This window comes from Campylobacter sp. JMF_01 NE2, assembly GCF_027737365.1.
Taxonomy (GTDB): Bacteria; Campylobacterota; Campylobacteria; order Campylobacterales; family Campylobacteraceae; genus Campylobacter_B.
Map to the genome: position 1 here is coordinate 480,926 of NZ_JAOVTR010000001.1, position 15,057 is coordinate 495,982.

Genomic DNA, 15,057 nt, shown 5'->3' on the forward strand with positions numbered 1-15,057 from the left:
GACAAATTTAGTTTTTATTATCGATACTTAACCTTTTTGTGAGATAATAAAAATAAAAAGGCATTTTATGGGGACTAGGACGACAGGGGTTTTTGAGGGCGAGGAGTTATCGTTTTTTGGCAAAGAGGATTTGGATAAATTTAGACGCATTTCCTATCAAAAAGGCTCGATGATTTACGCTCAAAAAAAGCTTTTTATGATAATCCTAAAAGGCGAGGGCAAGCTAAATACCTACCACGAAAGCGGCAGGGAGTATGTGCTAAGCTACTTTGGGGCGGGTTCTTTCGTGCTAGTCGATACCTTTTCGTCATTTGAAATCACAAAAGACGCTGAAATTTTAGAGGCAAATTTATCCACCGTGATTGATCTGTTTGAGTTTAATCAAGACTTTGCGATTTATCTTTTTAACTCGTTTTTGAAAAATATGACAATGCAAAAAAATGTGATAAAAGAGCTAGTTTTCGATAGTGTCGAAACCCGCACATATAAATTTTTGCTCCAAATCTCGCAAGAGGGCGTCGCGCATGTAAATGGCGGTGTCAGCGAAATCGCAAGCTTCGTCGGAGCCCCACGCCAAAATGTCTCCGTGGCTGTAAATAAGCTAATCAAAAATAAAAAAATCCAAAAATTAGATCATCAAAATTTTAAAATTTTGCCCTAAATTTTCTTTGAAAACATAGCATAAATTTGCGCACACATCATCACAAATAAAACCGCTAAAATCACGCCAAAGGCCAAAATCATGCACTCAGCCATTGTGCCAAATTTCGCGCTTGGGATTAAATACCAGCCATTAGAATACAAATCCACAAAAAAGCTTTGAATAGGATCTAAGCTCGTTCCTAGCGGAATTATAGGCGCGTCTAAGCCACAATCGCCAGTTGGCTTAAAAAAGCCAGCAAACCACTCATCAAGTGGCAAATTTAGCGGGAAATTTGGCTTAAACGAGCAACCATGCACGCCAAAAGGCAGTTTATCCAAAATCGCGCTATGCACCTTGTATAGGTGAAGTGAGCGCAAAATTCCATAAAATGCGCCCACAAAGCACACGCCATAAGCGCAAAATTTAAGCAACAAATTTCCCCCGCAAATCGTGCCTAAAATCGCTCCAAAAAATATCACAAAAAACGCCAGTCTGATATACACACACTGCTCGCAAGGCGCCATAAATAGGTATTCTTGGAAAAAATAGTGCGCGATAATGATTAAAAGCGCGCAGACAAAAATCAGATAAATCCAAGGCTTCGCGCTGTTTTGCCACGCGCAAATTTTAAACAGCACTCTACTCATTTTTGCTCGCCAAATAATCAATTAATTTCGCAAATTCGGCCGTGGAGGCGATTTTTTCGGTTTTTATGAGGTATTTACCACCCACCACGAAAGCTGGCACGCCTTGGATAAGTGCGACATCATAGCCCTCGTCCCAAAGCCCAAGCAAATCCAAAACTTCACTATTTTGCAATTCGCTCTCGTAAATTTCGCGCGTAATACCGCCGGCCGTAAAGCCCGTTTGCAAAAATTTCATCTCGTCTGCTTCCGCGCTAGGGCGCTCTTTTTTGTCGTGATAGCTTTCAAAATATGCAAATAAAATTTTCTTAAATTTCGAATTTGGCGAGTTTGGAGCGATATTTTCTCTTTTATCCAAAACTCTGGCCACAGCCAAAATTTTACTCACACTCACGCCAAATTCGCCCATAGCGTGCATGTGAAACGGCTCGTAAGTAGCACGGATTTCGCCTAAAATTTCAGGCAGGACATTTTGATAATATTTATAGCAAAACGGACAAGCATAACTAGAAATCGCCACGAAACTGCCCTTATCCACACTTAGTGGTTTATCCAAAACCAAATAATGCTCGCCTGCGCTAAATTCGCCATTTCCGCCGTCCCCATGAGTGTTAGTCCCACCCATCATATACACACCAACGCCCAAACCAACGAGCAGAGCGAGGATAAAAACTAGTAGATTTTTTTTCATAAATTTTCCTTTTTTACTCAATTATAATGAAATTTTAAAAATTTTGGCTAAAATTTGGCGAATTTAAATTTTCAAATTTCAAAGGAGAAAAGATGAAAAAACTTTCCTTAATTTTGGCGATTTTCGCCACGATTTTTTTGGGCGGTTGTGCTAGCACGACCCAAGGTGGCGCTGTGGGGGTAAATCGCACCCAGCTACTCACGGTAAGCGAAGCCGAGCTTGACAAGGCAGCAGCAAGCTCATACACGCAAGTAATCAGCCAAGCAAAAAGCCAAAAAAAGCTAAACACCAACGCCAAACAAACCAAAAGGGTCAAAACAATCTCAAATAGATTGATTAACCAAGTAGGCGTTTTCAGACCAGATGCGCGCAACTGGAACTGGCAGGTAAATGTCATCGAAGATCCGACCGTAAATGCGTGGTGTATGCCAGGGGGTCGCATTGCCGTTTATACAGGCATTATCAACAAGCTTAGCCTAACTGATGGCGAGTTAGCGGCTGTCGTAGGACACGAGATCGCTCATGCTCTTCGCGAACACTCACGAGAGCGAGCCAGCACAGAGTCTGTAAAAAATCTAGGCATTTCAATCGGCGCGCAAGCCGCTGGGCTAGGGGATTTGGGCGCGACTGGATTAGCGATTTTGGGGCAGTATGGATTTAGTCTGCCGTTTTCTCGCTCACACGAAACAGAGGCCGATATCATGGGCTTAGAGCTTATGGCGCGCGCTGGATACAATCCAAACGAAGCCCCAAATGTATGGCGCAAAATGGCGAAACTAGAAAGCGGCAGTAAAACGCCTGAGTTTTTCTCAACTCACCCAGGCGATGAAACCCGTATCAAAAACCTAGAAAAAACAATCCCAGTCGTCATGCCACTATACGAGCAAGCCAAAAAAGGTAAAAAATAGCTTCGTAAGCTTCATCGGTGCGAAATTTGTGAAATTTCGCACCAGCTAAATTTCAAAATTCCGCACTTTTAAAATTTAAAAAAATTTGTGAAAATTAGTTTAATTTTGCTATAATCTGCATTTTATTTTAAATTCAAAGGATTAAATTTTGGACACGGATCGTTCGGTCTTTATGTTACTTCTCGCTTTTGTTTTAATTTTTTTAAATGCTTTTTTTGTTTTATCTGAATTTGCCCTTGTTAAAGTTCGACGCTCAAAACTCGAAGAATTCGTCAAAGACAAGGTCGCAAACGCCTCACTCGCTCTAAAAATGACAAACTCAATCGATACCTACCTAAGCGCCTGCCAAATCGGCATTACGCTGGCTTCCCTCGCCCTTGGTTGGATAGGCGAGCCAGCCGTAGCTAGCCTAATCCGCAAGCCACTTGCTAGCCTAAATTTGGGCGAGGCTAGCGTGCATACCGTGGCTGTGATTATCGCGTTTAGTATCATTACGACACTGCATATCGTCCTAGGCGAGCAGGCCCCGAAACTTATCGCAATCGCAAAATCCGAAAAAATCGTGCTTTGGATAGCTAGACCGCTTTATTGTTTTTGGGTTTTGTGTCTGCCTGCGATTAAGGCGTTTGATTTCGTCGCATCAAGCGTGGTTAGGCTCTTTGGAATCCGCGCAGTCAAAGATAGCGAGGTCGCCCACTCCGAAGAAGAGATCAAAATCATCGCTAGCGAAAGCCTAAAAGGCGGTGTGCTAGATAGTGTGGAGACCGAAATCATCAAAAACGCCGTGGATTTTGGCGATACTGTGGCAAAGGAGATTATGACTCCGCGCAAGGATATGGTCTGCCTAGATAAAAACGAAAGCTACGAAGATAATTACCGCGTAGTTTTGGAGTCGAAATTTACCCGCTTCCCATACATCGACGGAGGCAAAGACACGGTGCTAGGACTAATCCATATCCGCGATATCATGCAGCAAAACGGCGAGAAAAATTTCGATAAAATCGTGCGCAAACTCATCATCGTGCCAGAAAACTCCCCGATAACGAAAATTTTATCAATGATGAATAAAGAGCGCATTTTCGCCGCCCTTGTCATCGACGAATACGGCGGAACGGCTGGGTTTTTGACCATGGAGGACATAATCGAGGAAATTTTTGGCGAGATCGAGGACGAATACGACGATATAGAGCAAAATTTCACCCGCATTGACGATAATACTTACGAATTTAAAGGTCGCTTCGAGATCGAAAATGTCGAGGAGATAATGGAAATCGCCTTTGACGATGAGACCGAGCAGCTCACGATTGGCGGATATGTCTTTAATCTCTTTGGTCGTTTGCCAGAAAATGGCGATGAGATAAGCGACGAAAACTGCGATTACACCGTGCTTGCGATGGACGGCACCTCGATAGCCTCGCTTAGGGTCAAGAAAAAAGAAGATTAAAAGGGCGAAAATGGATAATGTAATCAGATTTAGCGTTTCACTGCCAGAGGAGCTATTTGACGAGCTAAACTCGCGTGTAGAGAGCAGGGGCTATCCTAGCAGGAGCGAGTATATCAGAGACCTAATCCGCGAGAAAATCGTCAGCGACAAATGGAGCGAGGAAAACAGCGACAAAGAGGGGCTTGGCGTGATTTGTATAGCGTATTCGCACCACCAAAGCGACCTGCTCGAAAACCTAATCGAGCTCGAACACCACGCTAAAATCGATGTTGTCTGCACGAACCATATCCATGTAGATCACGATAACTGCTTAGAGACTATAAATGTGCGTGGCAAAATGGGCGAAATCGAGAAATTTAGCGCCAAAATCGGCGGACTTAAAGGTGTGAAATTTTCGCAACTTGTCAAAATTGCAATTACGAAAGCATGAAATTTGGAATTTTAAATTTAAAATTTGGCGTGGAATTCGCGTGGAATTTTGCATAAAATTTGCGTTGAATTTAGCATGAAATTTGATTAAATTTCGCGCCGAATTTAGCCTAAAATTTACGCTAAATTTCACGCTAAATTCACGCTTAAATTTCACTCAAACGCCCTAAAATGCGCCTCATCTGCGAATTCTAACATTTCCTTATCGCCCCTGCTATCGCCATAGGCGATGATTTTTTCAAATTTGCTCAAATCATAAGCTTCTTTTATGCGCGCCACCTTTTGCGCCCCGTAGCAGTTTAGACCATCGATTTCACCGGTGATTATGCCGCCTTTTTTCTCTATTTTTGTGCCCAAAAGTTCTAGCCCATTTTCTTTGCACCAAGGGGCCAGCCAATCCTCCAAAGAGGCCGTTACGATGACGACCTTATCGCCATTTGCGATGTATTCTTTAATTTTTGCCATGGCTTCAAATTTGATAATATCTTCAATGTGCGTGGTGGAGTATTTTTTGCAAATTTTGGCGAATTTATCCACACTCATACCGCCGAAAAAATGCACCATAAGCTTGCGGCGAGTGAAATTGTTCGAACACAGCCCAAGCTTGTATCCCAGCAAAATAGGGCTAAGCCTAAAAATCCCGCGGAAAAATTTCTTAAACCCCACGACATAGGCGATAAATTCGAGCAACGAATCATCTCTGGTAATCGTCCCGTCGAAGTCAAAACAAACTAATTTCATAAAAATCCTTTGGCGAAATTTTACAAAACTAGAATAAAAATTCGGAAATTTTATGGTGTGTTAATAGCCGAATTTACGGAAAATTTACCAAATTTTGCAGGCAAAATTTAGCTATCGCAAATTTGGAATACCTGCGCCGAAATTTTTATTTCGCTAAATTTTGTTTTTTAAGTGTCATTGCGAGCCCGCTTTGCAGGCGTGGCAATCTACAAAATTTAAAATTCTAACCGCGCAAATGGCAGAATTTTAAAAGTCAAATTTAATGAAATTCAAAATTCTGCCATTTGCCCTGCCGTTAATTTCGACTTTGTAGATTGCCACGCCGTGCTTTCGCACGGCTCGCAATGACACTTAAAAGCGGAATTTGACTAAATTTTGAATTTCAAAATTCAACGGAATTTCTCTGGATTGCTTCGCTTCGCTCGCAATGACAGCAAAAAGAAAATTTTAGGGGCAGTATTTCAAGGTTGCGATAGCGGAATTTAAGGAGTAAAATTTAGAAAAATTTGAGCAAAATTCGTGCAAAATTTAGCCAAATTTCGCACGAATTTTAAAATTTACGAATTAGTTTTTGACATGCGTCTGCGCGTAGTCGGGTCTAGGTAGCGTTTGCGCACGCGGATATTTATCGGAGTGACCTCGACTAGCTCATCTTCTTCAATCCACTCTAATGCACGCTCCAAATTTAGGCTTCTTGGCGGAACTAGTTTGATCGCGTCATCACTACCGCTAGCGCGGACATTTGTTAGGTTTTTGCCTTTGATTGGATTGACATCTAGGTCGTTTGGACGGCTGTGTTCGCCGATAATCATACCGACATAAACCTTCGCTTGTGGAGCGATAAATAGCACGCCACGATCTTGCAGATTCCATAGGCTATATCCCAGTGCGACGCCATTTTCCATGCTAGTTAGTGCGCCATTTTGGCGTTTTTCGACTGCGCCTGAAAACGGCCTAAACTCCAAAAAGCTGTGGTTCATAACGCCCTCGCCACGAGTATCGGTCAAAAACTGGCTTCTAAATCCGATTAGCCCACGAGCTGGGATTTCAAACTCGATTCTAGTTTGGCCATCGCCTGTGGGGTTCATCACCTTCATTTCGGCTTTTTTGCGGCCGAGTTTTTCGATAACTGTGCCTGTGCAATCATCAGGAGCGTCGATTACTAGGTGCTCGAACGGCTCACATTTCACGCCGTCGATTTCTTTGATGATGACCTCTGGGCGACCTAGGCAAAACTCAAATCCCTCACGGCGCATGTTTTCAGCCAAAATCGTGATTTGAAGCTCACCACGACCGCTAACCTTAAATTTACCCTCGCCGACATTTTCGTATCGCATTGCGATATTTGTTTTCATCTCCGCTGCCAAGCGCTCATCGATTTTGTTTGAAGTTACAAATTTACCCTCAGTTCCCGCTAGTGGGCCGTCATTTACGCTAAAAATTACGCTTAGGGTTGGCTCCTCGATATGAAGCGCATCTAGTGGCATAGGGTTTGCGGGATCAACCACGCTATCGCCTACATCAAGCGCGTCAAATCCAGCGATAGCGACGATATCGCCAGTGCCGGCGTTGTCGATATCGATACGCTCCAAGCCGTTAAATCCGATAAGCTTCGAAATTCTGCCAGTTACCTTTGTGCCATCAGCCTTGGCAAGCATTACGCTTTGATTTTTTGAAATTCTACCATTGAAAATTCTAGCAATTCCGATTTTACCGACATAGTTGTCGTAGTCAAGGGTGAAGACTTGAAGTTGCAAAGAGTTTTCATCGCTACCGCTTGGGCTTGGCACATGAGATAAAATCGTCTCAAAAAGTGGCTTCATATCGACATTTTCATCACTTAGATTATGTTTAGCATAGCCGTTTTTTGCCGCAGCATACACGACTGGAAATTCGAGCTGTTCGTCGTTGGCATCAAGTGCGACAAAAAGGTCAAAAATCTCATTTACCACACGATCTGGATCTGCGGCTGGTTTGTCGATTTTATTTACCACAACGATTGGGCGAAGTCCCAAAGATAGGGCCTTTTTAACGACAAATTTGGTTTGAGGCATTACGCCTTCTTGCGCATCGACGAGCAATAAAACGCCATCGACCATTTTTAACACACGCTCAACCTCGCCACCGAAATCCGCGTGGCCTGGGGTATCGATGATATTGATCTTCGTATCGCCATAGCGAATAGCTGTGTTTTTCGATAAAATCGTGATTCCACGCTCTTTTTCGATATCGTTGCTGTCCATTACGCGCTCGCCGACCTCTTGGTGCTCGCTAAATGTGCCTGATTGTTTCAAAAGTTCATCTACGATAGTGGTTTTTCCGTGATCGACATGGGCGATAACTGCGATATTTCTAATATTTTCCAAATTTTACTCCAAAATTTTATGTTTAAAAACCGATGATTATACACTAAAAATTCTTAAATTCTAAGAATACTCTTTGACCTCATTTACCAAATACTCATACACTCTTTGCTGGATTAAAGCGTCGTTTTCATCATCGCTAATGAGGCGTCTAAGGTGCGAGAAATCGATCTTTTTGACATAGCGAGGCGCGTTTTTTATCTCTTTGTCGATTTCTACTAAAAGTGAGTCTAAATTTAGACTTTTGTAGGTGTGGGCCTTTTGGATATACTCGCTCACAATCGATACCAAAACCCCCACTCTGCGCGAATCGTCGCTGTAAATTTCGCTTGCGATTTCGCGCAGGTTTTCGTAATCCTCATCGGTTTGCTTCTTTTTAGCAAGCAACATTGCAGCGAAAATTTTCGCTCTAAATTCGATAGAACGGTGGTGAGAAATCGAAATTTCACGAAAAACCGAAAAAATATAATCTTTTAAATTCATTTATAACCTTATTTTAAGAAACTTTTAATTATAATCCGATTCGCCCTTTCTTAGACCTGTGCAACGGTTTTTAAAAACACCGCTTCAGGGTGGGAACACAGCAGAGCACTTTTACCTATCGTGTGCCGCAGTCATCTGGGAAGGGGTTTTAAAATTCAACCCTATCCAATCCAAAATTTTCGATGAAATCATCACAAACGCTGTGAAAATCGACGCCTTCTATGCTTTTATTTCGTCTGAAATTTTCGAGCATCGAGTTATATCCGCTGACTAATTCTTTGCTTTTGACGCCATAGCTTATCGAAATTCCAGCCTCGAAAAACGCTGCTAGTTTATCGCAAAATTTAAGCGCTCTGCCATCAATTGCGCGAAATTTATCCTCGTTATACGCACCAAGCGAGCCGTCTGCGAAATTTGGCTTACCGCCAAGCTCGTAAATTCTGTTTTCAAACTCATCTTTTATAAATTTCTCGCCGTCGTTTCTAATACCTAAAATATAGCTAAACTCATCTCTGATATGCTCCGGCACGAAGGGCAAAATTTTATCATCTATTAGGCGCATTTCGTATTCGCTGATAATATCGCTAAGCCCAGCCACGCCGTATTTTACGGGGCTGATGATATCGCGGGTAAGGCTTTCAGGTAGATCGTGAAAAAGCGCGCAGTAAAAATTATAAAAAATTCTACTCTTGCAAGCACCGACTTTTAGCGAGTAAAAATAGCTTAAAATCGCCACGATTAGCATGTGGCCTAGCACGCTAGTCTCAGGTATGCGCGGGGTTTGTGCCCAGCGCTTTTGAAACCTTAATCTACCGCTAAGATCTACAATTCGGGCTAGTTTTTTATTCATTACGATTTTTCGCACGCCGATTAGCTCATAATAATCCTCTAATTCCTCTTCGACTTTGAATTTAAGCTCTTCGATATCGTTTAAAAACTGGCTAGTTTGATAAACGATATTAAATTCCCACCTCGTAGCCAGATAACTTGCCGCCTTTAAAACGAGCTTTTCTTTTTCGTGCGAGTAGCTGTTTTGATAGGCTATAAATCGTTTCAAAAATTCACCATCTTGCACGCTAGAAAGGTCGTTTTCAAGTTGTGAGAGAACCCATTTGTTAATTTGATCTTTTTTACTTTTTTGAATTTGGTGAAACACATCTGGGCGGATATCGGTTACTACGATGCGTGAGAGAAAATCAAAAATCCCAGCCTCGATGACATAGCTCATATCAATATCGCGCTCAAAACTAGCGATAAAATAGGCAATGATAAATTTGTGCGCTTGTTTGTCAAGCTCGACTAAATTTACCATTTTTGGGTAGTCGTTCCAGCGCGAAATACTCGCACTTTTAAAGATTTTTTCTACTAAATTTGAACTTATCATTTGTAAATTTTATCCGAATTTATTTCAATCACGGTATGCACATTTCCGCGCGGGTTAAAGTCAGCCACGATTTTTAGGTATTTTGGCTGCAATTTTTCTTGCAAGGTAGCGTAAATTTCGTTTGCGCTGTCCTCGTGAGAGATGTAGCGATCCATAAATGAGTTAATGTAGAGTTTGATTGCTTTGAGCTCTACGACAAATTTATTCGGTATGTATTCTAAATATATCGTCGCAAAGTCAGGGTATCCTGAGCGCGGACAGCGGCAACAAAACTCTGGAAGCGTGATTTTGATCAAATAATCATTTTCGTGTTTATTTGGCCAAATTTCCATTTTTTCTATGTCAAATTCTTTTATCTCTTTTTCGCCATAACGCATTTTATTTCCTTAAATTTATAATATCTTCTGGTTTGCCTACGCAAAAACCCTGCACGAAATCGACCCCAAGCTCGTAAAGTTCGTCTTGAAATTTCGGCTTATCTACAAAGCGAATAATGCTTTTAATGCCCGATTTATGGCACATTTCGTTTAGTTTCATAAAAACATTTTTTATTTTTTCGTTGCCTAAATTTTTATTATACTCGATATCGTAAATCACAAAATCAATATCGAAAAATTTAAAATACTCGAAACTCGCGTTCGCACCGCCAAACTGGCTAAGTCCAAAGCTAAATCCCAGCTCTTTAAATTTAAGCAAAATTTCGGCAAATCGCTTTGTTTCGGAGTAAATTTCTTCTTCGTTAAACTCCAAAACAATCTTGCTTGGATCGATTAAATTATTATCAATTAGCTTTAAAATTTCGTTGCGAAACTCGGCATTTCGCAGTGTCTGAGGCATGATTTCGATGAAAATTTTATGCTCGATATCCTTAAAATAGATAATGCGCGAAATTTGCTTAATCATCGCAATATCGTATTTGATATCGTAATTATTAAAGTGCAAAATATCGATAATTCGGCTTTTTGTAACCTTATCGCCAGTTCTGAGATCTAGTTTTGGGATTAAGTTTATATGCGATTTGACGCCATTTTTATCGGCGACATATTGAAATTTAAAGCTAAAACTCTCATTGTCAATCGCATCAACGACATCTTTGTTAAAATCATCGAGCAAAATTTTATTTAGATCAATATTTTCGCTGGATTTTTCCTCTTCGACCTCTTTGCGATTTATCTTAAAAAATAGCGCGTTTGTGATATTGCTGAGATTTTTGTCATACGAAGTAGGCATGATCTCAAATTCGGTTTTAATCTCGATATTGTTTATGCTTTGGTTTGAAATTTTATGCTCGAACATCTTCAAAATGTGCGTTAAATTCGCCATTTTGCCGTTAAGTCCAAAGATAAAGTGGCCGTTGATAAAACGCCCAATGTGCAAATTTTTAAAGCCCTGATTTGACATAAATTTCGCAAATTCTTTGCAAAAATTATACAAAATATCATCGCCGTTTTGATAACCATATCTATCGTTGATATCGGCGATATTTTTGATACGAAGCAAAACCACATGGTTGATTTTATTTTTTTTCATCTGTTTTTTTAAAATTCGCTCGATCTCATCGCGCACGAATACATGGCTGACTGGATCGATTAGCGTCTTTTTAAAACCAAAGTAAATTTGATAAATTACATAATACACATAGCAAATCAAAAGTAGCGAAAAAAGTATCACATCATCGCTATTAAACTCACCGTTTTTAAACATCGTATATCCAAAAGCGATAAGCAGGAGTGTAAAAGGCACTGAAATTTTAAGTGCCGTTATAAATCTGGTTTCGCGCTCTTTTTGCTCTGAGACTAGAATTACTTCGTTTTCGATAAATTTACCCATTAAATGTCCAAATTCTTAACATCTTTTGCGTGGTCTTGGATATAGTTTCGCCTAGGCTCCACTTCATCACCCATAAAAAGGTTAAATGTATCGCTAGCGCTTTGCGCATCAGCTATACCCACGCGAAGCAAACGACGATTTTCCTTGCTCATCGTGGTCTCTCTAAGCTGATCTGGGTTCATCTCGCCAAGACCTTTGTAGCGTTGAATATACGCACCTTTTTTCGAATTTCGCTCTATCTCGTCCAAAACCTCGATATAATCTCTGCCAAAATCGACCTCGCGCTCTTTGATTAGCCCATACACGCGGATCGCTTCGGCAAAAATATGATTTGTAAGCAAGGCTTCGTTGATATTTAGTTGCTCCAAACCATTTGGAGTTTGGACATAGATACGAATTTCACTCTCGCTGACATTTGAATTTAAAATATTAAATCCCTCGCTCTCTAAACGGGTTTTAATCACTTCAAAAAGCGCAGAATATTCCATAGAGCGCGCTTCGTCGTTTTCGATTAGATATCTAATCGCAGAAATGACGCTAAAACGCTTTTTAAGCTCGTTTAAAAGTGAGCGGTAATTTGAAACGATTTTTAGAAAATCGATTAAATCTTGGTTGCCAATTCCCTCAAATTCGCCCATATCGATACCAGTTTCGATCAAAAATTCACTTAGTGCGCGCTCATCTTTTAGATAAATTTCTTTTTTGCCCTTTTTGTATTTGAAAAGTGGCGGTTGAGCGATATAAACATAGCCGTTTTCGATAATCGGACGCAAATAGCGGAAGAAAAATGTCAAAAGCAGGGTCTGGATATGGCTACCATCGACATCGGCATCTGTCATAATGATGATTTTGTGATAGCGAAGTTTATCGGCGTTAAATTCCTCACCCACACCGCAACCAAAGGCGGTTATCATGTTTTTGATTTCTTCGGATTGTAAAATTTTATCCAAGCGCGCTTTTTCGACATTTAAAATTTTACCACGCAAAGGCAAAATCGCTTGAAATTCCCTATCTCTACCACCTTTGGCAGATCCGCCCGCACTATCGCCCTCGACAAGGAAAATTTCACTCATACTAGCATCTTTGCTGGTGCAATCAGCGAGTTTTCCTGGAAGTGTGCCGACTGAGTTTATGTTATCCTTTTTTCTCGTTAAATCGCGCGCTTTTTTCGCAGCTTCGCGACCACGGGCTGCTAAAAGAGCCTTTTCCATAATCGCTCGTGCTTCATTTGGGTTTTCTTCGAAATATTTGCAAAGCACCTCAAAGGTCATTTTTTGCACGATTGGTTTGACATAGCTTGAACCAAGTTTGCCCTTAGTTTGACCCTCGAATTGCGGTTCAGGCACTTTGACGCTTACGACTGCGATTAGGCCTTCTCTGACATCATCGCCAGTGATTTTGGTATCTTTTTCGCGTGCGGCTGCGTTTGCTGCGATATAGTTTGTGATAGCGCGAGTTAGTCCCGCTCTAAATCCAGCTTCGTGCGTTCCGCCATCAGGGGTTTTGATATTATTAACAAAACTTAATAATTTTTCATCGTAGGTCGAATTATACATTAGCGCGATATCCACAGCGACATCTTCGACACTATCGCTAAATGAAACTGCCTTGCTAACGGGTGAGGCTTTGTTCATATCAGTTACAAAGCTCTCTAATCCGCCCTCGAAATGAAAGCTCTCATTTCTGCCGTCTCTTTGGTCTTTAAAATTTATGGTGATTTTTGGGTTTAAATATGCTAATTCTCTAAATCTTTTTGACAAAGTATCGGCATTAAATTCTAAAATTTCAAAAATTTCGCCATCTGGCCAAAATTCCACAGTCGTTCCAGTGCGGTTTGTGGATTTTATGATTTCTAAATCAGTAGTTGGCTTACCTTTTGCAAATTCTTGACGATAAACATTGCCTTGGCGTTTGATTGTAAGCACAAGCTTTGATGAGAGCGCATTTACGACGCTCACACCCACGCCATGAAGTCCGCCTGAGACCTTGTAAGTGTCTTTGTCAAATTTACCACCAGCGTGCAAAACGGTCAAAACCACAGTCGCTGCTGGCAAATGCTCTGTGGGGTGCATATCTACCGGGATTCCACGGCCATTATCTGTGACGATACAGCTACCCTCGCGCGTGATTTCTACATCGATAGTATCGCAATACCCAGCCATAGCCTCGTCGATAGAGTTATCCACGACCTCATAAATCATGTGGTGTAGTCCGCCAATATTTGTATCGCCGATATACATTCCTGGGCGTTTTCTGACCGCTTCAAGACCTTTTAAAACTTTAATATTTCCTGCACCGTAATTTTGTTGTTCCATTAAATTTTCCCTTAAATTTCTTAAATTTTATTAATCGGCATTACGACCGTTTTTAGCTCGCCTGAGCTTAGCACAAATGCTGTTTCTGAGTTGTTAAAATTTAGCTCAAACATATCGTCCTCGACGCTGTTTAAAAAATCGAGTAAAAATCTGTTTTTAACGCCAAAAATCAAATTTGATGAAACTGCGATATTTGCCTCAATTTCGGCTTTTGCCTCAGAATTATCCTCGTTAATACTTTCAAAAATAATGCCATCAGGCTTAATCGTAACCTTCATTTCTTCGCACATTGCGTTGATTGCTTTTACGCCACCGACAAATTTATCTCGTGGTAAAATTACTTTAAAATTTGTCTCAGTTGGGATTACGCGCTCATAATTTGGGAATTTTCCGTTGATTAGTTTTGTGAAAAATTCGAAATTTTCGCTCACTGCTAAAAGGACATTTTCGTCATAATAAATTTCGATTTTATCTGAAAATAGTTTTTGAATTTCGCCAATTGCCTTTTTAGGGATTAAAATTTGAGTATCTTTTTTGGCAAATTCGCCCATATTTGTATTTAGCACAAAGACACTAAGGCGTTTTGTATCGGTTCCGACTAAATTTAAATACCCGTCTTTTACATCAATCAAAGCTCCGTTTAGCTCGTATTTTGGGTTGTTTGTATCGATTGAAGAGTATATTTTTTTAAGACTTCTGCCAAGCACCAAAGCATTTACATTGAAGCTGTTTTTGCCCTCGATTGTAGGGAAATTTGGAAAATCTTTTGAGTCAAACATAGGGAGTTTATATTTTAACTTTTTTTGTTTTACAAAAAGCGCTCCGTTCATTGTCTCTAATGTGACATTTTCGTCCCCTAAACCCTTGATTACACTAAGAAGTTTTGAGCCATTGGCTGTGGCTTCGCCCTCTTCTTCAATCATAGCATAAGGCAAAACATAGCTAAGGCCGATTTCGTGATCTGTGGCCTTGATACTAAGCTCGCCGTTTCTAGCTCTGATTAAAATATGAGAAGTAATCGAGCTTAAATCCTTTTTGTCAAGGTAAGGATTGGTGTTTGAAACAATGTCTTCTAAAACCTTTTTTGCAATTATGACTTTCATAGCTGTCCTTTAAATTTTAAATTTTTGTTTTTGTTATAGTAGAGTGTGGGATTTAGTGAATACCCCGCGCAAATGCTGA

General features: G+C 40.7%; 14 protein-coding genes and 1 other RNA gene. 5 read left to right on the top strand and 10 right to left on the bottom strand.

Annotated elements, in window-relative coordinates; genetic code table 11:
• The first annotated feature begins 67 nt into the window (after window positions 1-67).
• On the top strand, window positions 68-661 hold the full coding sequence (locus OFO01_RS02660; protein ID WP_270858633.1) for a Crp/Fnr family transcriptional regulator: 594 nt from the start codon (window positions 68-70) through the stop codon (window positions 659-661).
• Here the strand turns inward: OFO01_RS02660 and dsbI are convergent.
• Both dsbI and OFO01_RS02670 read right to left on the bottom strand, forming a co-directional pair.
• Window positions 658-1,290 (bottom strand): protein-disulfide oxidoreductase DsbI, encoded by a 633-nt coding sequence (dsbI, locus tag OFO01_RS02665; protein WP_270858634.1) that lies wholly within the window; start codon window positions 1,288-1,290, stop codon window positions 658-660. The genes OFO01_RS02660 and dsbI overlap by 4 nt on opposite strands.
• Window positions 1,283-1,978: a thiol:disulfide interchange protein gene (locus tag OFO01_RS02670; RefSeq protein WP_270858635.1), complete on the bottom strand. Its 696-nt coding sequence runs from the start codon at window positions 1,976-1,978 to the stop codon at window positions 1,283-1,285. The genes dsbI and OFO01_RS02670 overlap by 8 nt, the downstream gene beginning before the upstream one ends.
• Window positions 1,979-2,070: 92 nt before the next feature.
• Between OFO01_RS02670 and OFO01_RS02675 the strand changes: the two genes are divergently transcribed.
• From OFO01_RS02675 to nikR, 3 genes are all read left to right on the top strand, one after another.
• Window positions 2,071-2,886, top strand: coding sequence for a M48 family metallopeptidase (locus OFO01_RS02675; RefSeq protein ID WP_270858636.1), 816 nt, complete (start codon window positions 2,071-2,073; stop codon window positions 2,884-2,886).
• A gap of 172 nt (window positions 2,887-3,058) precedes the next feature.
• Window positions 3,059-4,330 carry a hemolysin family protein gene (locus OFO01_RS02680; protein WP_270858637.1) on the top strand — a complete coding sequence of 424 codons (1,272 nt, stop codon included), beginning with the start codon at window positions 3,059-3,061 and terminating at the stop codon, window positions 4,328-4,330.
• A 10-nt stretch (window positions 4,331-4,340) separates the two neighbouring features.
• Window positions 4,341-4,760, top strand: coding sequence for a nickel-responsive transcriptional regulator NikR (nikR, locus tag OFO01_RS02685; RefSeq protein ID WP_270858638.1), 420 nt, complete (start codon window positions 4,341-4,343; stop codon window positions 4,758-4,760).
• 152 nt (window positions 4,761-4,912) lie between these two features.
• Here nikR and OFO01_RS02690 read toward each other — a convergent pair whose 3' ends face one another.
• From OFO01_RS02690 to OFO01_RS02700, 3 genes are all read right to left on the bottom strand, one after another.
• Window positions 4,913-5,500 carry an HAD-IB family hydrolase gene (locus tag OFO01_RS02690; protein ID WP_270858639.1) on the bottom strand — a complete coding sequence of 196 codons (588 nt, stop codon included), beginning with the start codon at window positions 5,498-5,500 and terminating at the stop codon, window positions 4,913-4,915.
• A 557-nt stretch (window positions 5,501-6,057) separates the two neighbouring features.
• The gene (gene typA, locus OFO01_RS02695) at window positions 6,058-7,866 is read right to left on the bottom strand and encodes a translational GTPase TypA (protein WP_270858640.1); all 1,809 of its coding nucleotides are present in this window, start codon (window positions 7,864-7,866) and stop codon (window positions 6,058-6,060) included.
• A gap of 60 nt (window positions 7,867-7,926) precedes the next feature.
• The gene (locus tag OFO01_RS02700; protein ID WP_270858641.1) at window positions 7,927-8,346 is read right to left on the bottom strand and encodes a hypothetical protein; all 420 of its coding nucleotides are present in this window, start codon (window positions 8,344-8,346) and stop codon (window positions 7,927-7,929) included.
• A gap of 47 nt (window positions 8,347-8,393) precedes the next feature.
• On the opposite strand from OFO01_RS02700, the gene ffs reads away from it, so the two are divergent.
• An RNA gene (gene ffs / locus OFO01_RS02705) (signal recognition particle sRNA small type) lies at window positions 8,394-8,491 on the top strand.
• A gap of 3 nt (window positions 8,492-8,494) precedes the next feature.
• Here ffs and OFO01_RS02710 read toward each other — a convergent pair.
• The 5 genes from OFO01_RS02710 to dnaN are packed head-to-tail and all read right to left on the bottom strand — an operon-like array spanning window position 8,495 to window position 14,978.
• A complete protein-coding gene (locus OFO01_RS02710; RefSeq protein WP_270858642.1) occupies window positions 8,495-9,730 on the bottom strand; it encodes an HD domain-containing protein in 1,236 nt (411 codons plus the stop codon).
• Window positions 9,727-10,107 carry a preQ(1) synthase gene (gene queF, locus OFO01_RS02715; protein WP_270858643.1) on the bottom strand — a complete coding sequence of 127 codons (381 nt, stop codon included), beginning with the start codon at window positions 10,105-10,107 and terminating at the stop codon, window positions 9,727-9,729. Before queF ends, OFO01_RS02710 begins: the two co-directional genes overlap by 4 nt.
• A 1-nt stretch (window position 10,108) precedes the next feature.
• The gene (locus OFO01_RS02720) at window positions 10,109-11,560 is read right to left on the bottom strand and encodes an EAL domain-containing protein (protein WP_270858644.1); all 1,452 of its coding nucleotides are present in this window, start codon (window positions 11,558-11,560) and stop codon (window positions 10,109-10,111) included.
• The gene (gene gyrB, locus OFO01_RS02725) at window positions 11,560-13,875 is read right to left on the bottom strand and encodes a DNA topoisomerase (ATP-hydrolyzing) subunit B (RefSeq protein ID WP_270858645.1); all 2,316 of its coding nucleotides are present in this window, start codon (window positions 13,873-13,875) and stop codon (window positions 11,560-11,562) included. The genes OFO01_RS02720 and gyrB overlap by 1 nt, the downstream gene beginning before the upstream one ends.
• A gap of 20 nt (window positions 13,876-13,895) precedes the next feature.
• Window positions 13,896-14,978 (bottom strand): DNA polymerase III subunit beta, encoded by a 1,083-nt coding sequence (gene dnaN / locus OFO01_RS02730; protein ID WP_270858646.1) that lies wholly within the window; start codon window positions 14,976-14,978, stop codon window positions 13,896-13,898.
• Window positions 14,979-15,057: the final 79 nt, after the last annotated feature.

Coding starts and splice junctions, on each gene's coding strand:
- OFO01_RS02700 (WP_270858641.1), bottom strand. CDS start 8,346: ATGAATTTAAAAGATTATATTTTTTCGGTTTTTCGTGAAATTTCGATT.
- OFO01_RS02710 (WP_270858642.1), bottom strand. CDS start 9,730: ATGATAAGTTCAAATTTAGTAGAAAAAATCTTTAAAAGTGCGAGTATT.
- OFO01_RS02690 (WP_270858639.1), bottom strand. CDS start 5,500: ATGAAATTAGTTTGTTTTGACTTCGACGGGACGATTACCAGAGATGAT.
- OFO01_RS02720 (WP_270858644.1), bottom strand. CDS start 11,560: ATGGGTAAATTTATCGAAAACGAAGTAATTCTAGTCTCAGAGCAAAAA.
- dnaN (WP_270858646.1), bottom strand. CDS start 14,978: ATGAAAGTCATAATTGCAAAAAAGGTTTTAGAAGACATTGTTTCAAAC.
- OFO01_RS02670 (WP_270858635.1), bottom strand. CDS start 1,978: ATGAAAAAAAATCTACTAGTTTTTATCCTCGCTCTGCTCGTTGGTTTG.
- OFO01_RS02660 (WP_270858633.1), top strand. CDS start 68: ATGGGGACTAGGACGACAGGGGTTTTTGAGGGCGAGGAGTTATCGTTT.
- OFO01_RS02675 (WP_270858636.1), top strand. CDS start 2,071: ATGAAAAAACTTTCCTTAATTTTGGCGATTTTCGCCACGATTTTTTTG.
- gyrB (WP_270858645.1), bottom strand. CDS start 13,875: ATGGAACAACAAAATTACGGTGCAGGAAATATTAAAGTTTTAAAAGGT.
- nikR (WP_270858638.1), top strand. CDS start 4,341: ATGGATAATGTAATCAGATTTAGCGTTTCACTGCCAGAGGAGCTATTT.
- dsbI (WP_270858634.1), bottom strand. CDS start 1,290: ATGAGTAGAGTGCTGTTTAAAATTTGCGCGTGGCAAAACAGCGCGAAG.
- OFO01_RS02680 (WP_270858637.1), top strand. CDS start 3,059: ATGTTACTTCTCGCTTTTGTTTTAATTTTTTTAAATGCTTTTTTTGTT.
- queF (WP_270858643.1), bottom strand. CDS start 10,107: ATGCGTTATGGCGAAAAAGAGATAAAAGAATTTGACATAGAAAAAATG.